The 21,575-nt window shown below is 57.5% G+C and carries 20 protein-coding genes, 1 tRNA gene and 1 pseudogene; 7 read left to right on the forward strand and 15 right to left on the reverse strand.

Annotated features, from left to right (window positions below):
• Positions 1 to 69: 69 nt before the first annotated feature.
• Positions 70 to 1,041 carry a LysR family transcriptional regulator gene (locus ACOQOY_RS07595; RefSeq protein ID WP_420584857.1) on the reverse strand — a complete coding sequence of 324 codons (972 nt, stop codon included), beginning with the start codon at positions 1,039 to 1,041 and terminating at the stop codon, positions 70 to 72.
• A gap of 81 nt (positions 1,042 to 1,122) precedes the next feature.
• Complete coding sequence (locus ACOQOY_RS07600) at positions 1,123 to 3,558, reverse strand: GcvT family protein (protein WP_420584858.1); 2,436 nt, start codon at positions 3,556 to 3,558, stop codon at positions 1,123 to 1,125.
• Between the two features lie 182 nt (positions 3,559 to 3,740).
• Between ACOQOY_RS07600 and ACOQOY_RS07605 the strand changes: the two genes are divergently transcribed.
• The gene (locus ACOQOY_RS07605; protein ID WP_420584859.1) at positions 3,741 to 5,261 is read left to right on the forward strand and encodes a trimethylamine methyltransferase family protein; all 1,521 of its coding nucleotides are present in this window, start codon (positions 3,741 to 3,743) and stop codon (positions 5,259 to 5,261) included.
• A gap of 69 nt (positions 5,262 to 5,330) precedes the next feature.
• Positions 5,331 to 6,299 (forward strand): agmatinase, encoded by a 969-nt coding sequence (locus ACOQOY_RS07610; RefSeq protein ID WP_420584860.1) that lies wholly within the window; start codon positions 5,331 to 5,333, stop codon positions 6,297 to 6,299.
• On the opposite strand, the gene ACOQOY_RS07615 is transcribed toward ACOQOY_RS07610, so the two are convergent.
• The 4 genes from ACOQOY_RS07615 to ACOQOY_RS07630 form a co-directional block, all read right to left on the reverse strand.
• Positions 6,296 to 7,270, reverse strand: coding sequence for an arginase family protein (locus tag ACOQOY_RS07615; RefSeq protein WP_420584861.1), 975 nt, complete (start codon positions 7,268 to 7,270; stop codon positions 6,296 to 6,298). The genes ACOQOY_RS07610 and ACOQOY_RS07615 overlap by 4 nt on opposite strands.
• A 54-nt stretch (positions 7,271 to 7,324) precedes the next feature.
• Positions 7,325 to 8,914: an ABC transporter permease gene (locus tag ACOQOY_RS07620; protein ID WP_420584862.1), complete on the reverse strand. Its 1,590-nt coding sequence runs from the start codon at positions 8,912 to 8,914 to the stop codon at positions 7,325 to 7,327.
• Positions 8,907 to 9,944, reverse strand: coding sequence for a quaternary amine ABC transporter ATP-binding protein (locus tag ACOQOY_RS07625; protein WP_420584863.1), 1,038 nt, complete (start codon positions 9,942 to 9,944; stop codon positions 8,907 to 8,909). The genes ACOQOY_RS07620 and ACOQOY_RS07625 overlap by 8 nt, the downstream gene beginning before the upstream one ends.
• 83 nt (positions 9,945 to 10,027) lie before the next feature.
• On the reverse strand, positions 10,028 to 10,978 hold the full coding sequence (locus ACOQOY_RS07630) for a glycine betaine ABC transporter substrate-binding protein (protein WP_420584864.1): 951 nt from the start codon (positions 10,976 to 10,978) through the stop codon (positions 10,028 to 10,030).
• A gap of 750 nt (positions 10,979 to 11,728) precedes the next feature.
• Here ACOQOY_RS07630 and ACOQOY_RS07635 point away from each other — a divergent pair.
• The 5 genes and pseudogenes from ACOQOY_RS07635 to ACOQOY_RS07655 all read left to right on the forward strand — a co-directional run bounded on the left by ACOQOY_RS07635 (position 11,729) and on the right by ACOQOY_RS07655 (position 16,865).
• Positions 11,729 to 12,079 carry an Arm DNA-binding domain-containing protein gene (locus tag ACOQOY_RS07635; RefSeq protein WP_420587223.1) on the forward strand — a complete coding sequence of 117 codons (351 nt, stop codon included), beginning with the start codon at positions 11,729 to 11,731 and terminating at the stop codon, positions 12,077 to 12,079.
• 78 nt (positions 12,080 to 12,157) lie between these two features.
• Positions 12,158 to 13,140 (forward strand): annotated as a pseudogene (locus ACOQOY_RS07640) (transposase); the annotation flags it as partial.
• Positions 13,141 to 13,241: 101 nt separating this feature from the next.
• Entirely contained in the window at positions 13,242 to 14,351 is a 1,110-nt protein-coding gene (locus ACOQOY_RS07645) for a tyrosine-type recombinase/integrase (RefSeq protein WP_420584865.1), read from the forward strand.
• A gap of 164 nt (positions 14,352 to 14,515) precedes the next feature.
• Complete coding sequence (locus ACOQOY_RS07650; RefSeq protein WP_420584866.1) at positions 14,516 to 15,292, forward strand: AAA family ATPase; 777 nt, start codon at positions 14,516 to 14,518, stop codon at positions 15,290 to 15,292.
• 76 nt (positions 15,293 to 15,368) lie between these two features.
• Complete coding sequence (locus ACOQOY_RS07655; protein ID WP_420584867.1) at positions 15,369 to 16,865, forward strand: ATP-dependent nuclease; 1,497 nt, start codon at positions 15,369 to 15,371, stop codon at positions 16,863 to 16,865.
• Between the two features lie 195 nt (positions 16,866 to 17,060).
• Here the strand turns inward: ACOQOY_RS07655 and ACOQOY_RS07660 are convergent.
• From ACOQOY_RS07660 to ACOQOY_RS07700, 9 genes are all read right to left on the reverse strand, one after another.
• Positions 17,061 to 17,135: transfer RNA gene (locus tag ACOQOY_RS07660), tRNA-Phe, on the reverse strand.
• 79 nt (positions 17,136 to 17,214) lie between these two features.
• Positions 17,215 to 17,397, reverse strand: a complete 183-nt coding sequence (locus ACOQOY_RS07665; RefSeq protein ID WP_420584868.1) for a DNA gyrase inhibitor YacG — start codon at positions 17,395 to 17,397, stop codon at positions 17,215 to 17,217.
• Positions 17,394 to 18,416, reverse strand: coding sequence for a ribonuclease E/G (locus ACOQOY_RS07670; RefSeq protein WP_420584869.1), 1,023 nt, complete (start codon positions 18,414 to 18,416; stop codon positions 17,394 to 17,396). Before ACOQOY_RS07670 ends, ACOQOY_RS07665 begins: the two co-directional genes overlap by 4 nt.
• Positions 18,413 to 18,991: a Maf family protein gene (locus tag ACOQOY_RS07675; protein WP_420584870.1), complete on the reverse strand. Its 579-nt coding sequence runs from the start codon at positions 18,989 to 18,991 to the stop codon at positions 18,413 to 18,415. Before ACOQOY_RS07675 ends, ACOQOY_RS07670 begins: the two co-directional genes overlap by 4 nt.
• An 11-nt stretch (positions 18,992 to 19,002) precedes the next feature.
• On the reverse strand, positions 19,003 to 19,221 hold the full coding sequence (gene infA, locus ACOQOY_RS07680; RefSeq protein ID WP_005978431.1) for a translation initiation factor IF-1: 219 nt from the start codon (positions 19,219 to 19,221) through the stop codon (positions 19,003 to 19,005).
• A 91-nt stretch (positions 19,222 to 19,312) separates the two neighbouring features.
• Positions 19,313 to 20,188, reverse strand: coding sequence for a carbon-nitrogen hydrolase family protein (locus ACOQOY_RS07685; RefSeq protein ID WP_420584871.1), 876 nt, complete (start codon positions 20,186 to 20,188; stop codon positions 19,313 to 19,315).
• Positions 20,189 to 20,256: 68 nt separating this feature from the next.
• Positions 20,257 to 20,526 carry a DUF4242 domain-containing protein gene (locus ACOQOY_RS07690; protein WP_420584872.1) on the reverse strand — a complete coding sequence of 90 codons (270 nt, stop codon included), beginning with the start codon at positions 20,524 to 20,526 and terminating at the stop codon, positions 20,257 to 20,259.
• A gap of 64 nt (positions 20,527 to 20,590) precedes the next feature.
• Positions 20,591 to 21,184: a GNAT family N-acetyltransferase gene (locus ACOQOY_RS07695; RefSeq protein WP_420584873.1), complete on the reverse strand. Its 594-nt coding sequence runs from the start codon at positions 21,182 to 21,184 to the stop codon at positions 20,591 to 20,593.
• On the reverse strand, positions 21,177 to 21,575 hold the full coding sequence (locus tag ACOQOY_RS07700) for a ketosteroid isomerase-related protein (RefSeq protein WP_420584874.1): 399 nt from the start codon (positions 21,573 to 21,575) through the stop codon (positions 21,177 to 21,179). Before ACOQOY_RS07700 ends, ACOQOY_RS07695 begins: the two co-directional genes overlap by 8 nt.

Raw genomic sequence — 21,575 nt, forward strand, 5'->3', positions numbered from 1 at the left:
ATCTCCTCGGAATGACTTTTGAGAACCGGAAGGGCGCATGGGGTTTGACGATATCAAACCCGCTGAAGTTTAAGTGGCCTCGGTCTCCATGGTGCGGAAATCGTTGTTCAGCCAGGAATGGGCCTCACACATCGGATCGGTAAAATGTTGCCGGATCAGCTTTACCATCACCTTTTGGATCAGCTTCGAGGTCGTCTCGGGATAGACCTCGGTCGTGAACAGGGACACCGTGCGCACGAAGTTGCGCCCAGGGAAGGGAAGCGCCCGGACGCTGTTGTGGAACCTTTGTGCGCGGTGGAAACAGGCGGCGGTGGTAATCGCCCAACCGCTGCCCTCGGCAACCAGACCAATGATCGAGTGGTTGCACTCCAGTTCGAACCGATTGGGCAGGCTGTACTTGCTGCGGGTTAGCTGAATTTCGATCTGCTTGCCAATAATGAAGTCACGCGAATAGCGCAGCAGCGGCAAGTCCGCATCCGGCTTCAGCAGGTCTTCGGGTTCACCGCTGAACGTGTTCGGCAGGATCACGATGAACGGATCGCGCATCAGCGGGTATTCGATTAGCCCTTCGGTGCGTTCCGAAGGACGGGTGGCGACTCCGGCGTCCAACTTGTGCTCTTGCAGGTTGGTGATGATCTCGTGGCTGGGGCGCGTGTAGTGGCGAAAACTACAGCGTGGCAAGGCCTGCGCCAGAAACCGAAACAGGTCTGGCGCGATCTGATTGTCGAAATCGTCGATCAGGGCCAGCCTCAGATCAGTTGCGTGTTTCCAGTTACCCGAGCGGATTTCGGTTTCGCCTCGTTTCAACACCGTAAGCCCGTCACGAACATAGCGCGCAAACACCTCTCCCGCCGGGGTCAACCCCATGGGACGCCGCCCATGATCAACCAGATCAACGCCCAGCGCGCTTTCAAGGCTGCGCAGATGGTTCGAGACAGTGCTGATCGACAGCCCGGTTTCTGACGCGACCTGCTGAATAGATCCCGATTTAGCGACCAAACGGAAGACTTCCAGCCAGCGAAGGCTCAGAGTTTTAGACACCACACACCCGTTGTTTCGATTTCTTCGAAACAATCGAAGCAAAGATTGACGCAGGCGGCAATGGTGAAGTTGGCCGGGAGGTCAAGATCTCATGCGTTCGAACCCCGGGTCATAAGGGGACCTAGGGATAACCGTCGCGCGCACGCGATGGCCACAGGAATCCAACTCCATCTCGGCTCCAATACCGGCCAATTCTGGATGCACGAAGCCATGTGCCAGATTCAGGCCGGTACGATGCCCCCAATCACCTGAAGTTATTGTGCCCACAACTTGTTCTCCCTGCATCAACGACGCCCCCGGATGGGCCGGTTGCTGTGTTGCGTGGATTTGCAAAGCAACCAGCTTTTTGCGAGGCCCTTCGGCCTTCTGCCTCAGCACGGCATCCCGCCCGACAAAATCACTCTTGCCCAGTTTCACAAAGCGATCCAAGCCGGTTTCAAACGGGCCAAATTCGGTGATCAGGTCGGCCTTCCAATGCAAAAAGCTCTTCTCCATGCGCATGGACTCCACCGCGCGCGCGCCGAACAGTTTCAGGCCGTGGGCCTCTCCGGCCCGACGCACCGCAAGATAGGCCGCATAAAGCGAGCTGTTGGGGACATGAATTTCATAGGCCAATTCACCCGAGAAACTCACGCCCATCACCGTCGCCGGGGCGATCCCAATGAAACACTCGCGCACACTAAGCCAAGGGAAGGCTTCGGTGGACCAGTCTCCGCGCGCGCAGGCAGACAGGACATCGCGCGCCTTGGGGCCAGCCAGAACCAGAATGGTCTGATCGTTCGTGAGGCTACGCAGTTGGACGTCTTCGTCGGCTCGCTGATGTTGGGTCAGCCAGTCCATGTCGTGGAATTCGCTGGCCGCGGCGGACCCGTACCACAGCCGCTCCGGCCCCCGGTCGGTTGCGGGCAGGTTGGCTATGGTCGCCTCGGCTTTTATCATCCCATGATGGTTCAGCAGATAACCCAACCCAACCCGGCCCTCCCGCCGGGTAACGGCACCGCAGAACATACGATCCAGAAAAGCGTGCCGGTCCGCGCCCGTGATCTCGATTCGATTGAACCCGTTTACCTCGGCCAGCCCGACGCCGTTTTGCACATTTGCCACCTCTGCTGCGACCAAATCGAATGTTTCGTCAAAATCGAAACTGAGTGTCGGTGAAAAATCAGAGACTGGCTTGAGGTATTCGACCCTCTCCCACCCGTTTACTACTGTAAATTCTGCGCCTTCTGCGGCCAGAATGGGGGTCAGAGGCGTTGTCTTCGCCGGTCGCCCGGCGGGTCGGTGTTCGTGCGGGAAGTGAAAACGGAATTCGTTCTGATAATCCTCAATGGCCTTCAGCGCCGTCAATTCTACATTCGCATGACCGGTGAACCGCCGCGGGTCCAGGCACCACGTGTCGAAACAAGCTTCGCCGTGCACAATCTGCTGGGCCAGCAGCCAGCCATGGCCGCCACCTTCGCCCAACCCGGCGCGCAGGCCGATAATGCAAAAGGCGTTGCGCTTGCCCGGGATCGGCCCGACCAGTGGTGCACCGTCGATCGTATATGTGATCGGACCGTTGACGACCGTATGCACCCCGACCTCCATCAGGGCCGGCATCCTCGCAAATGCGCCCTCTAACACGTCGGTCACGCGGTCCAGATCATCAGGACACAGGGCATTGACGAAGTTGGGGTCGATCCCGTCCATGCCCCATGTTTTGCATTCCTGCTCATAGAACCCCAACAGCAACCCGTTCTTTTCCTGTCGGCAATAATAGTCACTGATCGGACACCGCAGCAGAGGCATCCTATGACCCGCATCCCGGATGGCAGGGATTTCTTCGGTCAGAAAGTACTGATGCTCCATGGACGAGACCGGATGATGCACCCCCATCATCGCGCCGACCTCGTTCACGCGGTAGCCGCAGGCATTGACCACGATATCGCAGTCGATATCGCCCTGTTCGGTGTGAACGGTCCAGGTGTCATCACTGTGCTGGGTCAACCCGACGACCGGTGTGTTTCGGTACACCTCAGCCCCGGCCTTGCGCGCCCGACGCGCCAACGCCTGACACAGCTGCGCCGGGTCGATGTCGCCATCCATCGGGTCCCACAAACCGCCGATCAGGTTCTCGGTCGAGATCAGCGGGTGACGGCGGGCGCATTCCTCGGCGTCGATCACCTCGAAATGCACATCCATCCCACGCGCCATCGAGGCGAAATGGCGATAACCCTGCATCTGCGCTTCAGTATTGGCCAAGCGGATACCGCCGTCCCCGTGGTGGTAGTTGATCGGATAGTCCGGGTCGTCAGCCAGTTCCCTGTACAGCCGGATCGAGTGCGATTTCAGTCCAACCATCGTCTGGTTCATGCCGAAATTCGTCACCTGCGCCGCAGAATGCCACGTGGTACCAGACGTAAGCTCGTTGCGTTCGACCAAAACCACATCCGTCCACCCCTCTTGCGTCAGGTGATACAGCGTTGAACAACCGGCGATCCCGCCCCCGATCACAACAACTTTGGTGCGTGACTTCATCGACTTTGCTCCCTCTGATCCGGAACAAGTTGTGCGGAAGAATGGACCGAGCCGACAACAAGGGCGGTGACTGTATTAAAAAATCGAAACAGCGATTGAGGATTCTGATATTCGCCGTTCCTCTTTGCGGCGGGGCAGAGTTGCCGCTTAGTGTGCCGACAGGGCAGCGGGAAAGGAGCGCAATGACATCAGAGGCCAGCAAACGGAGTGGCCGTCGCGCCCGGCACGCGCAGCGGGCTGCAAAACCTGCGTTTGACCCCTGCCCACCCGGTCAGAAAGGGGGCGCGTTCAAACCGCTGACACCGCTCGAGATTGAGCAGATTTATGACACAGCCTTGCGCCTTTTAGAGACACTGGGCATGGGGAACGTGCCGGACAGGCTGGCCGCTGACTTGCGGGCGGCGGGCGCGCAATCCGGAGAACAGGATCGGCTGATCTTCCCACGCGAAATGGTAGAGCGATTGATCAACTCAGCCGCCAAGACATTCACCCTCCACGGTCGGGACAAAAGCCGCTCGATCGGAGTTGGTGGTGATCGCGTATTCTTTGGCACCGGGGGCGCGGCCGTGCAGACACTGGATCTGGACAGCGGACTTTACCGCCCGTCCACACTGGCAGACCTGCACGATTTCACCCGGTTGCAGGATACACTGGCCAATGTCAGCTGGTTCACCCGTTGTTGCGTGGCAACCGACGTCCCCGACATACTTGATCTCGATATCAACACAGCCTACGCGCTGGTGCGCAACACGACCAAACCGGTGGCTACCTCATTTACGCTGGCCGAAAACGTCGCACCGATTGTTGAGATGCTGGACATCGTCGCCGGTGGTTCTGGAGAATTTGCTAAACGCCCCTTTCTGAAGGCCCATATTAGTCCGGTGATTTCTCCATTGCGTTTCGGAGAGGACGCAGTGGATGTGGTTTATGAATGCGCCGCCCACAACATACCTATGTCCTGTATCACCGCCGCGCAGGCCGGCGCGACGGCCCCTGCTACTCTGGCCGGATTTCTGACCCAGTCGCTGGCCGAAACACTGGCCAGCCTTGTCATGGTCAATGCGATCCGGCCGGGTTTTCCGATGGTGTTTTCCAACTGGCCGTTCATCGTGGACCTGCGCACCGGGTCTTTCGCTGGCGGCAGTGGGGAAACCGCCATCCTGAATGCCGCATCGGCACAAATCACCAACTGGCTGGGACTGCCCTCGGGCGTCGCCGCATCAATGACCGACGCCAAGGCGATAGACGCGCAATATGGGGCGGAAAAGGCGATGACCTCTCTGGCCGCCGCGCTGGCCGGGGGTAATCTGATCTACGAAAGCTCGGGCATGACGGCATCACTGCTGGGCGCAAGCTTCGAGGCGTTCATTCTGGACGATGAAATGCACTCGCACACCTATCGGACATTGCGCGGCATCGAGGTGACCGAGGAAAACCTGGGGTTTGACGCCATCTGTCAGTCTGTTTTGGGCGACGGCCACTTTCTTGGCAGCACCCATACCTATCAGGCGATGGAGCGGGACTACTTCTACCCGTCTCTCGCTGACCGGAACGAGCCGCGCACGTGGGAAGAGGAGGGCGCCACCGACGCATGGTCTGCCGCGCGGACGAAGGCCAAAGAGGTTCTGGCCACCCATCACCCGCAATACCTGAGCGACACGCAGGACGCTGAAATCCGCAAACGCTTTCGCATCCTGATCTGAGCGCACCACCCCATTCCCAATTCATGCCCCTGCCGCTAGGTTCGCAGCGGAACCAGTGAGAGGAAGCACATGACCAACTCGTTTTTTCAGCCCGTCTCGGCAATGGAACTTGCCCGGTTCGCTGGTATCCCTACCTTCATGCGCCTGCCCAGCATGACGCTGGACCATGAACGCATTGCCGAGGTTGAACTGGGTCTGGTTGGAATCCCATGGGATGGCGGCACCACCAACCGCCCCGGAGCCCGGCACGGGCCACGACAGCTGCGGGATTATTCAACGATGATCCGCGCTATGAACCCGGTGACCGGGGTTGCGCCTTTTTCGATGGTCAAATGCGCCGATCTGGGAGACGTCGCACCGAACCCGGTGGATATCGAGGATACGCTGGATCGCGTGACCAGCTTTTATGCTGATCTGACCGCGCGCGGCATCACCCCTCTGACCGCCGGAGGGGATCATCTGACCACCCTGCCCGTCCTGCGCGCGCTGGCCAAATCCGGCCCACTGGGCCTTATCCAGTTCGACAGCCATACCGATCTGTTTGACACCTATTTCGGTGGCCACAAATTCACCCACGGCACCCCGTTCCGCCGCGCGGTCGAGGAAGGGCTGGTCGACCCCAAACGCTTTGTGCAGGTCGGCATTCGTGGCACCGCCTATAACACCGAAGACATCGAATGGGGCGAGGCACAGGGCATCCGCATCATCCGTATTGAGGAGTTGTTCGACCGGGGCATCAACGACGTCATGGTCGAAGTGCGCAGCATCGTTGGAACTGCGCCCACCTATTGCACCTATGACATCGACTTTGTCGACCCAACCTATGCCCCCGGCACAGGTACGCCGGAAATTGGCGGCCCCAACAGCTTTCAGGCGCAGCAGGTCATACGTCAGATGGCGGGCGTCAATCTGGTTGGTGCCGATCTGGTCGAGGTCGCGCCGCCCTTTGATCCCGAAGGCGGCACGGCGTGGCTGGGTATCTCGCTGATGTTCGAACTGCTTTGCGTGTTGGCTCAGGCGGTGGATGCGCGGGGCTAACCGACGTTTTCCGCGATCATCGAGATCATCTCGAACATCACCGCCGCTGCGGTCAGGGCGGTGATGTTGTTCGGGCTGTCTTTGGTCGGCATCATGCAGACGACGTCTCCGCCGACGATATTCAACCCGCGCGCGGCACGCAGAATGCCGACAGCCTCATCAATGTCGAACCCTTTTTCACCGGGTTCCAGATTGGATACGGCCGGCGCAACCGTCGGGTCGAGGCAGTCCAAATCGAAGGTGATATAGACTGGACGATCACCCAGAACCTCGCGCGTCTGCGCCACAACATCCTCAAGCCCGCGCTGCCGAAATTCACGCATGGTGACGATGTTGTAGCCATAGTCATAGGACGGTTGCAGCCAATCCAGACTGCGCGGATGCCCCCTCAGCCCGATCTGCATCGACCGTGTCGGATCGACCTGCCCCTGATCGGCCAGATAAGCGCCCCAATGGGCCGCCGATTTCTTGGCGCCCAGAAAATGGTCAACCTTGGTAAACACATCCGTGTGCGCGTCCAAATGCAGAAAGCTGACAGGCCCGCCGCCCGCCAGCTTGCCGTTGCCCAGCGCCTGCACAATCCCACCGGTGATCGAATGATCGCCTCCGACCGAGACAGGCCGCGCGCCCGCCGCATCTATGTCCTTATAAAAGGCCGTAATTTGCTCAATGCAGTCCTCATTGTCATTCGCACGCGGAAACGGCACGTCGCCCACATCGGCAATCCGCGCGCTGTTCCATGGATCAATGCCGAACACCGAATGCACCCTGCGCTGCACAGCCGAGACATGGCGCAGAGCGCGTGGGCCAAGGTGTTGATCCCGCTCGGTCGTGCCATTGCCGGTCGAATGCGGCACGCCCACCAGCGCAATATCTTGTCCCTCGGGGCCTTCATTTGGGCAGCGGAACAACGTCGGCACGCCCCACCAATAGAGATTGTCCATCATGGACTGTTCATAGCGATCGGCCATTATCTTCCCCAATCAAAGAGAAACGCCCCCGGCGACAACCGGGGGCGTGAGCGTTCAGATTTTCTCGTCTTCTCGCCGGAAGGCCCCCTGCACGATCCGGTCGATGACCATCGCACAGAACAGGATGGCAAAACCACCAAGCAGGCCCGGTCCCTTGGCGGCGTATTGCAGCGCCTCGAGGATCTCTTTGCCCAGACCGCCGCCGCCGATCAACGAGATGATCACCACCATCGACAGACACATCAGAATGGTCTGGTTCACGCCGGTCATGATAGACGGCAAGGCCAGCGGGATTTCCACATCCTTCAGCAACTGCCATTTCGAGGCGCCAAATGCGACTGCCGCCTCTTTGATGCTTTCCGGCACGCCCCGCATTCCCAGCGCAGTAAGTCGGATCACTGGCGGCATACCAAAGATGATCGTCGCCAGAATGCCCGGCGGATTCCCTGTACCAAAGAAGGCAATGATCGGGATCAGATAAACGAAGGCCGGAAGCGTTTGCATCAGGTCCAGCACCGGTTCCGCCGCGCGATAGGCGCGCTTGGATTTGCCGAACCAGATTCCCAGCGGGATGCCGAACACCACACACAGCAACACCGCCGCACCGACCAGCGCGACCGTCTCCATTGCCACATCCCAATAGCCCAGCAGAGCGATATAAGCGAGCGATGACGCGGTGAATATCGCCACACGCGGACCCGCCGCACGCCATGCGGTCACGCAAATAACAAGCATGACAACCGGCCACGGCGACCCGATCAGAGCAATCGTCAAAGCATCCAGAACCGAGCGAACTCCGGCGACGATCCCGTCAAAGACATCGCCCCCTGCCGCCGCGGCTGCGTCGATCTGCGCCTCCATCCAACTGGCAACGGCGGAGAACAACGTGCCGTTGTCTTCACCCAGAATGAGTGCGGACACTTCCTTTTCGGGAAAGGCATCCAGCATCGCCAGCGAGGCATTCACGGTAAACTTGTAGACGATAAGCGGCCCGATCGCCGCGATCAGTATGGCGCCCAGAACTGTGTTACGCGTGGAACGCCCGCTTTCGGTGCTGTCAGGGTCAATCCGCCATCTGGAGTATTGTCTTTCGTAGATACGGTCTGCGTAAAACCCCTGAACCAGTTTGAACACCAGTAGCATCAGCAGGCCGGTGATCAGAATGCCCGCCGCCTCGGACTGTGCAGCCGCCGCCCGTTCCAAACTGGTATCCGCTGCTTTTTGTATGTTCTCCGCCAGTTTAGTGAAACGGTCGATGTCTGCCTTTTCCGTGGCTTCCGCCGCACGCGCCAGTAACTCGGCGGCGCGTTCCTGCTGGCGCGCTGCCCGCTCGGCGAAATCCGACCCTGGGTTGCCCCAAGCTCCGCGTCCGATCTGGACCCATGCGATGATTTCAAGGATCAGGAACGCCCAGAACATCCCCCAGATCGCACGAGAGGCTGACCAGAACGGCCCCAACACCGCCGCCCACAGGTTGAACGTGTTCGGCACGGCGCTGGTCGCGTCATGGATTTTGTGGAACGCGTTGACGTAGTAGTCCCCGTTCGGACCCGCAAATTCCTGAATGGAACGGTCCAGAGCGTCGCGGTCCACCTCAATGTCAGAGGCGGCGGTGACCTTCAGTTCTGTCGCTGCATCAGTCATTTTTGCCCCCCTGAATACCACGCAGCAGGCGCGGTTTTGTCACAACACCCACATCGCTACCAGAATCCGTGATGATGACCGGCAGGTCCGTGTTGACCGCCAGATCGATCAACTGATCCAGATCAGCCCCTTCATCGGCGCGTGGAGCGCCCTCGGTCGGGCCGGAGTAGCTGCTAAGGGGCTCCATGATCGAATGGGCCTTTACCAGCTTCAGCTTGGAAATGCCCTGCACAAACTCGCGCACGTAGTCATCCGCCGGGTTCATAACGATGTCTTCTGGCGTACCGATCTGCACGATCACGCCGTCCTTCATGATGGCGATGCGATGGCCGATGCGTATGGCCTCATCCAGATCGTGAGTAATAAACAGCGTCGTCTTTTGCAGCTGCGCCACCAGCGCCTTGAACTGGTCCTGCAACTGTAGTCGGATCAGCGGGTCTAGTGCCGAGAACGGCTCATCCATCAACAGGATTTCCGGGTCCGACGCCAGCGCACGGGCAATCCCGACCCGCTGCTGCATTCCTCCGGACAGTTCCTTGGGCAGGCGATCTTCATACCCAGTCAGGTCAACCAGCCCCAGAGCGTGATCAGACACCGCCCAGCGCTTGGATTTGGACACTTTGCGGATTTCCAGCGGATAAGCCACGTTATCCCGGACTGAGCGGTGCGGCATCAGTGCCATATGCTGGAACACCATCCCGATCTGTTGCGCCCGGATGCGGCGCAGTTCAGACTCGGAAATTTTTGATACGTCATGACCGAGAATCTCGATCTTGCCCGCCGTGGGTTCAATCAGACGGTTCACATGCCGCACCAGAGTAGACTTGCCCGACCCCGAAAGGCCCATGATGCAAAATATCTCACCCCTCGGGACTTCGAAGGTCGCCCCCTGCACGCCGACGACACAGTTGAATCTCTCCAGAACTTCGGGCTTGCCGATGCCCTCGCTCCGGACTGCTGCCATAGCCTCTTCGGCCCGTGCGCCGAAAATCTTCCAGACATTATCAAGTTTTACGACAGGTTCGTCCATTTGCCCCCCATAAGGCGTAGTTTCGCCCGGCAGATATGAAAAAGGCCGCCGCGTTGTGTCGCGACGGCCCCCGGATGCGCAATTTAGTTGGTCAGCCAGCCGACAACGGTGTCTTCGTTATCGTCCACCCATTGCCGAGCAAAATCAGCTGCTTCGACGTTATCCACGGCCAGCGCCTTGCCCATCGCGCTCAGATCGTCGCCCTGCATCTGGTAGTTGCGGAACAGGGCGGCAACCTCGGGGTAGTTGTCTTCCAGTTCCTTGGCGTAGTGCAGGTGAAGAGTTGCGCCATTCCAGGCCGTCGAAGCCTCGGATTTGGACAGCCAGTCCGGGTCATCAGTGGGCTGCACGATGGTCCAGGTGGCCGGATCATGCGCGGGCTCTTCCAGAACGGTCAGGTCTTGCGTCACAAAGATGTAATGCGGGCTATAACAGAAACCGATCCATGGCTCATTGGCCTTGGTGGCATTGGCCAGATTGGCATAGGCGATCGTTTCCTCATACTCGGTCATGTCGAAGATCTGATCGTAGCCGTAGGACTTGGCGCGGATCTTCTCGACTACGGTCGAAGCCCAGCCGGGCGCGCCGATCCAAACTTCCGGGGTGCCATTTCCATCCGTATCAAAGATCGCCACCTTGTCGGGATCGCTCAGATCATCGATGGATTTGATGTTGTGCTCTTCCGCGATATAGGTCGGAACGCACATGCCCTGCTCGGCCTGCACCGGGTTTTCGTTCATGACGACAGTGCCGTTGTCCTTAACATAGGTGTCGTGCAGGTTCTGCTGGTTCGGCATCCAGACCTCGGGATGGACATGCATCGATCCGCTGTCCATCGCCTCGAACACAATCGGGTTCGTGCCGTTTTGCAGTTCGACATCAAGGCCCAGGTTTTCTTCGATAATCAGTTCCAGAATATGCGCCGTGGCATTCACTGAGGCCCAGTTCGGTACACCGATCACGATATCTGCCGCCATTACTGGTCCGGCGACCGCTGTCGATACACCTCCCAATAGCATCGCTAGTTTCTTCATTTGAGATCTCCATGTTGGTCACTTGTTATGCTTGTTTTTTGCGTCTTTATCAGACGTTGGCGAACCTTGCGGACAGTTGCGGGAAGTCACCGCGTCCGGGTCTTCTTGGCCAGCGGCTTGTAGCACCGGATTGGCCAAAAAATTGAACCATGCCAACGCGCCATCCTTCAAGAGCTACGCGCAACAATCTTATCCCTGCGATATTATCGTAAATTAGTTTTGAGTTTTTGCAAATTAACCGCCACTTTACTCGGGTCGGTGCTGATAATGTTCAGGTTTAAAATAACAGTTCGGCAACTGTCGTGTTATCTCACTGAAACCGACCTCAACCAACATCAGCGATGCGACTTACCGCCTGGCAGATCAGTGATGCCCTGAGGAAGCACTCATATCAGCCCACTACGGCTTTCAGCTGATGGCACAGCACGACAGTCGGAAACAGAACACCCAAACAGAGGGTTCCGTTATTTCACAATTAAACGAAGAGAAAACTACCGTCCGTCGGGCTTATCACGGGCTGCTTTTCCACGAAATCCGCATTGATCAGAAGGTAGACCCTAAATGGTGCCCGGGGGCGGCCATGAATACTTGTGCCATGGCGGTTCGCGAAATACCTTAATATTATGATTTTATTATAATTACTAGAAAATACTTGTATCAAAGTGCCCCATCTTAGGTCATAGTAATCCACATATTGTGGGTGGACAGAAAGGTGGATAGATACCACGGACTATCAACCGCCTTACTTCGCTGACCGTAAATGCAGCCAAGCCTGGAAAGTACAATGATGGCGCTGGCTTGTGGTTGCACAAGCGGCCTGACGGTGGAGGACAATGGTTCTTGCGGTTCACCCACCATGGCCGTCGTCGTGAGATGGGACTAGGGGCGCTCCAGCATGTCACCTTGAAGGAGGCACGGGAGGCTGCTGACCAAGCGCAGTCTCTGGTGCGACAGGGTATCGACCCTATCAAAGAAAGACAAAACCGGGAGCGTGAGGCGATCAAGAACCTGCACTGCCTACGCGACGTGGCACTTGATGCATTGGAAAGCCGCAAAGCAGAACTCAAAGATGAGGGAAAGGCGGGCCGGTGGCTTGTCTGACGTCAGCGCCAATGGGACAGTTTAGGTTGATTTGATAAGAGAGGGTTTCTGGCTCATCGTAACCGCCAAGGAGTGGAGATGAGAAAGAAACCCGGAACTAAGCAGAGCCACGGTGAGAAGGTCGTAAAGGACATTCGCCGTGCGACCCGCAAACAGTATTCCGCAGAAGAAAAGATTAGGATCGTTCTGGACGGCCTCAAGGGCGAGGACAGCATTGCGGAGCTCTGCCGCCGTGAAGGCATTGCACAGAGCCTCTACTACAGCTGGTCCAAAGAGTTCCTGGAAGCCGGCAAGAAACGTCTGGCCGGCGACACGGCACGTGCCGCGACATCGACCGAGGTCAAAGACCTGCGCCGTGAAGCCCGCGATCTGAAAGAAGTTGTGGCAGAACAGGCCCTGGAACTGCGGCTTCTCAAAAAAAGCATGATCGCGGATGGGGACGACGAGGAATGAGATATCCTGCATCCGAAAAACTGGAAATCATCCGCTTGGTTGAGCAATCGCATCTGCCGACCAAACGCACTTTGGAAAAGCTGGGCATTCCGAAGACCACCTTCTATCGCTGGTACGACCGATATCTTGTCGGTGGCCCCGAGGCGCTTGAAGATCGTAGACCCACGCCGTCACGGGTCTGGAACCGCATTCCCACACCAGTGCGCGAGAAGATCAAGGATCTGGCCCTGAAGGAAAGCGAGCTGTCTCCGCGTGAGTTGGCTGTCCGCTTCACCGACACGGAAAAGTATTTTGTGTCAGAGGCTTCCGTCTATCGCATCCTCAAATCGTACGACCTGATCACCAGCCCGGCTTATGTGGTTTTGTCCGCAGCGGATGAGTTTCAAGACAAAACGACACGACCGAACCAGCTTTGGCAGACCGACTTTACCTATCTGAAAGTGATCGGCTGGGGGTGGTTCTATCTCAGTACGATCCTGGATGACTTCAGCCGTTACGTCATCGCCTGGAAGCTTTGCACGACGATGAAGACCGAGGATGTGACCGACACTCTGGACCTCGCCTTGCAAAGCTCAGGCTGTGATCAGGCATGCTCCGCAACAAGGCCGGGAAATACGCGACATACACAATCGGCATCTACCCGAACGTTTCACTCAAGACCGCTCGCGCCACAGCCAACCAGCTTCGAACGGAGGTGCAATTTCTCGGGATGGAAAAACCGTCTGCGCCCGCCGTCGCCAAATTCGACAATATAACCCTCCGGGAACTTCTGGACGAAGTGCAGCCAGTATTCGCCAAGACCAAGAAAAGCTGGAGACCCCGTGGCGGGGCTGAATCGTCCGCCTACACACGGAACGCGATTGAGCGGGTCTTTGCCCCGCTACTGGATAAAACCGTCGAGGCGCTGACCGCTGAAGAAATAGCCGTGGTGGCCAATGGCTATAAACCAGTTCGCCCTTTGAAAGGGAAGACCAGTGCGAACGGTCAAGTGTCCCGCGCTTTGTCATACCTTTCTCCGGTGCTCGACTGGGCCGCGCACCGGGGTCGCAAATTCGGTAAGATTGGTGCGGGCCGCCCTACTCGCCTTGATGTGGCCGAGCTTCGCCGCATCCATGATCCCGCGAGCGATGATCCAACAATCAAGGGCAAGCGTGAACGCGTGCTGACAGCCGAAGAACTCGCAGCAATTGTCCCGTTGCTGCGATACCCGGCACCGGAAAAAATCCGCCGTCGGAACATGCTGCCAAAGAACGACTATGGCCCCGCCGCCATGCGTTTTCTCCTGCTGACCTTGGCACGGCGCGAAGAGGTCGCCAATGCCCGCTGGCGGGATTTTGACTTCCTGAATGGCGTCTGGACCAAACCCGAGGTGAAAGACACCAAAGGTGAAGGCCGTAGCCAGCGCCTGCCGCTGTCGCAAGCAGCTTTGGACCTGCTCAAAGTGCTTCCTGGCTACTCGAAGGAGGATGGCTCTGCTTTCGTGTTCCCGAACCGGGATGGTGGCAAGCTCGACAACTGGAACCGGATCGCCGAGCACATCCAGAAGGGCAGCAAAACCTGTGACTGGACACGCCATGACTTGCGCCGCACTGGTGCTACTTTGCTGAACGAATTGCAGGTGCCGATCCAGACTGTCGAGGAAATCCTCGATCACACGGACCGCTCTGCCAAGACCGGCGCAAGTGGATCAGCGGGTCATTACATGGTGGTGACCCGGATCATGAACGATACGGAAGACCCGAAGGTCGTTGCGCTGACCAAATTGAGCACCGCACTGGACCACATCGTTGCGACCGTGAAGCCCTCGAATCCTGCGTAGGACACCGGACGGGCGGACGCCCCTCTTTAGAGGGTGCGTCCGCCCGTCCGGAAAAATGCAGGTTTCTTTGCCGCATTTTCACCATCGGCACAATATCACGCTTGGCTTCCGATTTCCCCCCGCGAAGCCCGCAGAAATCAACCAATCATATGAGGTAAACAGTAGTGAAAGACATCAACGAAACCAAACCGATGGCCACCAAGGAAGCCCCAACATTCAAGGGCCATTCGACGGTTTCCGCCAACAAGTATAAGATCAACCCGAACCGCCCATACATCGTGAAAAATCTGCTGTTGGCAGGTCAGGTTGGTATGATCGCAGGTGAATCCAACTTGGGAAAATCCGCCGTCATGTCCAGCATCGCGTCCAGCGTCGCAATGGAACAAGACATGGGATACCTGAAGGTGAAACAAGCCGCCGTTCTGTATGTTGCCGTGGAAGACCCAGAGGGCATTCTGGAAAGGGCGTATCCGTTCATGCAGACAGCGCCGGACGACGCGGCGGCGTTTGAAGTGTTGGACGAAGGCCCGGACCTGAGCGATCTCAACGAAGTTGTCGCCTTCCGCGACTACGCCCAAGAATTCCAGAAATACCACTACTGCGAAAAACTGTTGATTGTCTTCGATACGCTTAATCTGAGTATCGGCGATGCCGACGAAAACTCTGCGAAAGATATGAGTAGAGTATTCAAAAATGCCCAATTCATTGCGAAAACGACTGGCGCACATGTTCTTTTCATCCACCATGTCGGCACCGGAGACAAAGGCAGGCCGCGTGGCTCGTCGGCTATGAAAGCGACACTCGACACATTGCTTACACTCGAAAAGGCAGAAGACGATACCGGGCGCGCATCGATGCTTCTGCAAAAGAAACAAAAGCGTATTCCGGTCGGGAAAACATGGTTTTTATCCACGCCAAGCCTATCATGCAAACAACGGTGAGCGCGCGATTTGGAAGAAGAAATGGCGAGCAGATGGTCTACAGGACTTACGCGACTGGACCGGTCTAAGGAAGGCGGTGAACCGTCAGGGGCGCACAAGGTGGATAGAGGAAGAATTTTCCAACCGATCCAAAGTGCCGCCACTGTTGTCTCGGGTAGAGTTTGATTACATCCCCGCCATTCGTGGGAAGGACTACCTTCGCAATTTGCGTGGGCGTATCTATCGAGTAATATCTGAGGTTTCTGAGCAATCTTTCCGTGACAGCAGCACCGAGTTTGAGAACGCTATCGGGAACAATGTGACCGCTCTGATCGACGACATTTCGAGCGAAATCCACGATACGACCCTATTGAAGCTCCCCAATGACCTGAGCCACATTTTCGAGACTTTGGACTTTTTGAATGGCGAACAGCGAATCTCGCTTGACCAAAGGGGAGACGGCGTCAAAGGCAGATACGTCCCTCTCATTCTAAAGTTCATCGCCGACAAAAAAAGCTCCCTTTTGGAAAGAGGCGGCACACCCTACACCTTTATCTGGGCCTACGAAGAACCTGAAAACAACTTGGAGATGCGCCGTGCGCGTGAGACGTCTCAGCTGTTTCAACGTCTGGCAGCAGGAAACACAACGCAGATCCTGCTGACTACTCATTCTCCGATATTCTTCAACGTGTCGCCTTCAGAAGATCTGACTGTTTCAACAACATTTGTATCAAAATCAGACGACATCGCAGGAAGCCAAGCACAGAAAGTTCCTCCATCTATCAACGAGCTTGATGCAAGAATGGGAGTGATGCCGATTGTCGCCCCCCACATGGCCAACGCAATGGCGCAGTTAGAGGCATCAGATCGCGAGCGCGCCGACATGCAGCGAACCATTGCTGAACTCGAAGCCACAACTCCGACAATCTACGTGGAAGGCGAATCTGACTTCATTGTTCTGAGTGCTCTAATAACTGCAATGAATGTCTCTGAAGAAACGCCTATTTCAATTACGCGCCCTCCTCAGAGGGCAGGAGTAAATTACGTGGCGAACATGCTTCGGGCATGGGAGTTCAAAACCAAGCACCATGATGGTGACAGGCGGCGTTCAATTGGTTTTGTCGATTGCGACGAGGAAGGGGAACGAGCATTCAAGCAGTTCTCCGAAGAGCTAAAGCGTCCTAAGCACGTGAAGCTTCTAAAGTTGCCTTCGTCGGGAATCGTAACTGAAGCTCAAAATCTGGGCCTATTGTTCTCCAACTGTCTGGAAGAGCTTTTTCCACAAGCTTGGTGGGAGCATGCAAACGGCCAAGGGTGGCTGGGAGAGCGGGATATGGACAGGGTTCTTTCCCACACCGCGCTGCTTGAAATCGCCAATGGACGAACGACCCGAGACGACCTCTATGCTGGGATGAACTGGGAGCTTCACACGACATTAAGCGTGCTCGACGATCACAAAGTTGAATTTGCAAATTGGGTCGCCGCTCTGGATCCTGCAGACTTGTTGAATGGTCTCGGTTTCTTTGCAGACGTGCTGCGAGAAGAACTCGACTGGATGGGGATTCAATTTGTTCAACCGGAACCGGTTGAGTAGCGTATTGGATACCTTCCACGATCAGGCCAAGTTGCTGACGGCCTGATCGATCTTTCCGGACAAAGCCATCTTCCTTGCAATCGAATAAATGGAAAGTAAGGTGCGAATTCGCAGTCCCGGTGCAGTCCCGGGCAATCAACCAACGAGGTGCAACCGCGGCCACACCGTCAACACATTGCTTTTCTTGGAGAAAAGTGGTGCCCGGGGGCGGAATCGAACCACCGACACGAGGATTTTCAATCCACTGCTCTACCCCTGAGCTACCCGGGCACGGGAACGATCATCATCGTTGGGTGAGGGCCTTCTATGACTTGCATCACGCAGTGTCCAGAGGCTTTCTTACATTTTTTCAATGCGGGCGTGATTGCGTTTGCTCGCTGTCCAAAACATCGGCGTCCGGGTCCTCTTCGCGCTGCGACGGGACGGCATATGAGCCGTTCAGCCACTTGGCCAGATCAATGTCTGCGCAGCGTTTTGAGCAGAAGGGGCGGAACTTGGTCACGGTACCTTCGCCGCAAATCGGGCAGCTCATTTCAACACCACAGCCAGTGGAATACGGCTGCGCTTGCGTTGCAACTCGTAGTGCCCCAAAGGGGTCCAGCCGGCCAGTGTCGTCTCAATTCCGTCCGCTTTGAATGCGGAGCGCAGGGCCGATTCAAAGCCACGGCGATCTTTTTTGGGCATGGGGGCCAGATCCAGCGTGATTTGCCCGCCAAGGCCGCGAATACGCAGCGCACGCGCCAGTGTTTTAGCGCAGGCAAAATTGGCTTTGGTTCCCGCGGCCAGCGATGTATCTGAGCCGGTATTCACATCCACAGCGACCAAGGCCCGCGTCGGCTGGATGTATAGGTGGCCACCGCCCGGCAAAGGTTCGGAAATGCCGCGCGCCTCATCCAAAGCGTCAAGCACCGCTTGCGCTTCAAACCCTCCGGCCTGGGTCACGATCTCAGCAGGGTCGGTCCAATCACGCCAGGCCAGCACATGAGGGCCGTCACCTTCAAGCAAAACGTCCGGCTCGGTCCCCTGATCGTTCAGGACCTGCTCGGCATGGGCCAGCATGGCGCTGATGTCTTCGGCAATCTCACCCGCATCCTCGCCTGCACAGCATGACCGCAGGATCAGGCCGTGGGCACAGCCATCCATGCATTCATGCGCAATCTCTAGCAGTCGGTCACGCTCATCCTCATCGCGGATCGAGCGTGAGATATTCAGGCCGGGCGCATCGGGCGTGACGATCGCATAACGGCTTTTGAACAGAACCCGGTCCGTGACCGGCAGCGCCTTGCCCGGCTCGGCAAAGCCTGTGACCTGCACCAGCAACATTGCACCCGGCGCCAACCCTTTGACCTGGCGCAAAAAGGCCGGGCCATCGGGCGTTGTCAGGAACATGCCGCCCTGCCCTTTCACGGGTCGGTCGGCGCGGGCGCGATAGATTGTTCCCGGCGCAGGAGCGTCCGAGGCAATCAGGAAATCGTCCAACTTGCCATCCACCATCAGAGCAGCGGCTTCGCGGTTGTCGATATGGTCCAGAACGATGGTGCGACCCTTCATGATGCCTCACGATACAGGGGATAGCCGATGCCTTGCAAAAGGGCGGCAGTTTCAGACAGGGGCAGGCCCACAATGCCGGTAAATGACCCCGAAATCCACGGGATGAACGCGCCAGCCGGGCCTTGGATGGCGTAGGCACCGGCTTTGCCCTGCCAATCTCCGGTCGCCAGATAGGCGTTGATCTCAACGTCCGAGAGGCGCTTGACCTTGACCTGAGATACCACGTCCCGTTGCAGCACACGTTCCCCGCGCCGCACCGCGACCGATGTGATCACGCGATGCCGACGACCGGACAGAGCGTGCAGGAATTCAGCCGCTTGGCCTTCGCCTTCGGGTTTGCCCAGAATGCGGCGGCCCAGAGCCACGGTTGTGTCTGCACAGAGGGTGACATCGTCGCTATCCGCCTGAACCGCTTGTACTTTTGCCCGCGTGATGCGGTTGCAATAGGGCACTGGCAACTCGCCCTTCAAAGGCGTCTCGTCGATATCGGGCGCGCGGATGGCATCGGGCTGCACGCCAAGCTGGGCCAGCAGGTCCAGCCGCCGTGGGCTGCCCGATCCTAAGATAAACGCCATTGCGGCAGGCGTTACTTGAAGCGGTAGTTGATCCGACCCTTGGTCAGATCATAGGGGGTCATTTCGACCTGAACTTTATCGCCGGCCAGAACACGGATGCGGTTCTTGCGCATCTTGCCTGCCGTATGTGCGATGATCTCATGGCCGTTTTCCAGCTCGACCCGAAACGTCGCATTAGGCAGGAGTTCCTTCACGACACCGGGAAATTCGAGCGTATCTTCCTTGGCCATGTTGTCTCCACATTTACGTTGCACTCGCAGAATCTGCGAGGATGTGCGCTTAAATGAGCCTATTTCTAGCTCATTTCAAGGCCAGAATCACCTAAAGCGGGGATATTGTGACTGAATTGACTCTGGGGGATTGCTCCTCCCAATGGGTGCGGTTCAGTACATGACCGTCGGCGCGAACCTCAGCAATGGCCGAGGTGTCAACCTCAGCATAGGTCCACCCGGGCTGGTTCAGGGTGCCTTCGGCCAGCACTCCGGTGGGCGGAAACCCTTTGTCGGGCGGGCCGAAAATGCCGCCCGTTCCGGTGTTCATATCCACCGCCTCGGACCAGTCGTTGTTGCCCACCAAGGACGCCATCACCGTAACACATTGATTTTCCAGCGCCCGTGACATGGCTCCGATGCGCACGCGCCAATAGCCCGAGAGCGCCTCGGTACAGGACGGCACTAGGATCAGATCGGCTTCTTGCAACGCGCGACCCAGCAAGGGGAATTCGCTGTCATAGCAGATCAGGACGCCGATCTTGCCCAGCGCCGTATCGAACAGTTTCAGCGGCCCGCCCGGTGCAATATCCCAGGCCTCACGCTCGAACCGTGTCATGATTTGCTTGTCCTGATGGTCTGCCCGACCGTCGGGCGCATAGAATGCAGCCCGGTTGACCGGACGACCCGGACCGTCCACGATAGGGGCTGAGGCCCCCATAATGTAAACGTTATGCGCCTGCGCCAGACGCTGATGCAGCGCTTGCGCCTCTTCCATCCGGTTTGACACCGCGTGGATCGAACGCTCAAGATCGCCGGCCACCTCTGGCCCGTCCAAAGTCGACAATTCCATCGCGCCGTATTCGGGGAAAACCAGCAGTTCCGCCCCCTGCCCCGCGGCATCGCGAACCCAATGATCCAGCTTGTCCTCGTATTGCGCCCAACTGTCGAGCCAGTCGAGGTTGTAAGCGGCGGTTGCGATTTTCATGGCAGCGTCCCTGTACGGTCAAATTCGCCAGACCTTAGTCGGGGATACCGGCCAGAGTACAGCCCCCGTTATCCTGCGGTTGTCGGATCAATGATGGTGGAAACCTCGGTGACCGTGTTGGCAGGAAACCCGCTTAGCTCTGCATGTTTGTGGATCGCATCTTCGTTCTCGGCCAGATAGACGCAAAATGTTTTGTCACCGGCCACATAGGAATGCTCCCATTGTACGCCCGGTATTTGAGCCAGTGCTTCGTTTGATTTCGCAGACGCGCCGCACAGCTCTTCACCAGACATAGAGCCTACACCCGGCAGATCGCGTTCAATAACATAGCGTTTCATTGCACTTCCCCCAACAGAAAGCCCAACAATAACACAATTCGAGCAACTTTTCTGCGCCCTTTGATCAGAGGTCTCTGATCCAGAACTGCAGGGGCTTTAGCGTCTCGCCCTCTTCGCCGATGTCTTTCCACGAGAACTGCGCAACCACGCCGGGCAAAGGTTCGTAGCCCCGCGCGCGCCAGAAGGCGTCCAGTGGGCGATAGTGCTCCGGTCGCATCGGATGATCCGCCGGGCGTTGTACGCCGCAGAACGCGCATTTGCGGAAGCCCTGCGCGCGGGCATGAGCTTCGCGCAGATCGAAAAATTTGTGACCAACCCCCTGCCCCCGGTAGTCGGGCAACAGGACGGATTCGGCGCAATAGAAGATCTCGGACAGGTCCAGCCCTGTGCCCTCGAAGGCGGCCGCAAAATCGTCGGCGTGATCGACTAGTGGCGCGCCAGTTGAGGCACCGATCAAACGGTCGCCGTCAAATGCGCCAACCACAATGGCCTTGTCACTGTTGCGATAGGATTGCAGGTATTTGCGTTCGTAGTCGAGGTCACCGTCATAAAGGTACGGCCACGCATGAAACACCTCAATCCGCAGGCGGGCCACATCGTCCAAGGCAGCCTCAAGCGCCGCCCCGGTCAGGGGACGGACGGCGCTGACCTCAGGCACTGGACACCTGTTTGGTCCAGTCGGCAAGGTTGTAGAAAGTGGTCACGCGGGTAATTTTGCCGTCCTTGAGGTCAAAGAACGACCCGGCAGGCAGGCGATAGGTCTGGCCGTGCGCTTCGGGCAGACCCTCGTCGGTTTCGAGATAGGTGCCGTTCACGATGAATTCCGCCGCCGCGCGGGTGCCGCCTTCGGCCTCGAACACGACGATATCGGTCAGGTTCTCACGGTAGCAGCGGTTCATGTGATCACAGAAGGCAAGAAACTTTTCTTTGCCAACGCGGATCTGGCCTTCGTTCACGTGATGGGCCACATCGTCGGACAGGCAGGCCAACATGCCATCCACATCACCCGCGTTGAAGGCCTCGAAATAGGTTTTGACGGTCTGGTTCAT

Source organism: Ruegeria sp., assembly GCF_965221235.1.
GTDB lineage: Bacteria > Pseudomonadota > Alphaproteobacteria > Rhodobacterales > Rhodobacteraceae > Ruegeria.

Bases quoted from the DNA above. Each gene is read 5' to 3' on its own strand.
- ACOQOY_RS07630 (WP_420584864.1), bottom strand. From the start codon at position 10,978: ATGAAGAAACTAGCGATGCTATTGGGAGGTGTATCGACAGCGGTCGCC.
- ACOQOY_RS07615 (WP_420584861.1), bottom strand. From the start codon at position 7,270: ATGGCCGATCGCTATGAACAGTCCATGATGGACAATCTCTATTGGTGG.
- ACOQOY_RS07685 (WP_420584871.1), bottom strand. From the start codon at position 20,188: ATGAAAATCGCAACCGCCGCTTACAACCTCGACTGGCTCGACAGTTGG.
- ACOQOY_RS07610 (WP_420584860.1), top strand. From the start codon at position 5,331: ATGACCAACTCGTTTTTTCAGCCCGTCTCGGCAATGGAACTTGCCCGG.
- ACOQOY_RS07665 (WP_420584868.1), bottom strand. From the start codon at position 17,397: ATGAGCTGCCCGATTTGCGGCGAAGGTACCGTGACCAAGTTCCGCCCC.
- ACOQOY_RS07690 (WP_420584872.1), bottom strand. From the start codon at position 20,526: ATGAAACGCTATGTTATTGAACGCGATCTGCCGGGTGTAGGCTCTATG.
- ACOQOY_RS07645 (WP_420584865.1), top strand. From the start codon at position 13,242: ATGGAAAAACCGTCTGCGCCCGCCGTCGCCAAATTCGACAATATAACC.
- ACOQOY_RS07670 (WP_420584869.1), bottom strand. From the start codon at position 18,416: ATGAAGGGTCGCACCATCGTTCTGGACCATATCGACAACCGCGAAGCC.
- infA (WP_005978431.1), bottom strand. From the start codon at position 19,221: ATGGCCAAGGAAGATACGCTCGAATTTCCCGGTGTCGTGAAGGAACTC.
- ACOQOY_RS07625 (WP_420584863.1), bottom strand. From the start codon at position 9,944: ATGGACGAACCTGTCGTAAAACTTGATAATGTCTGGAAGATTTTCGGC.
- ACOQOY_RS07700 (WP_420584874.1), bottom strand. From the start codon at position 21,575: ATGAACCAGACCGTCAAAACCTATTTCGAGGCCTTCAACGCGGGTGAT.
- ACOQOY_RS07675 (WP_420584870.1), bottom strand. From the start codon at position 18,991: ATGGCGTTTATCTTAGGATCGGGCAGCCCACGGCGGCTGGACCTGCTG.
- ACOQOY_RS07605 (WP_420584859.1), top strand. From the start codon at position 3,741: ATGACATCAGAGGCCAGCAAACGGAGTGGCCGTCGCGCCCGGCACGCG.
- ACOQOY_RS07620 (WP_420584862.1), bottom strand. From the start codon at position 8,914: ATGACTGATGCAGCGACAGAACTGAAGGTCACCGCCGCCTCTGACATT.
- ACOQOY_RS07600 (WP_420584858.1), bottom strand. From the start codon at position 3,558: ATGAAGTCACGCACCAAAGTTGTTGTGATCGGGGGCGGGATCGCCGGT.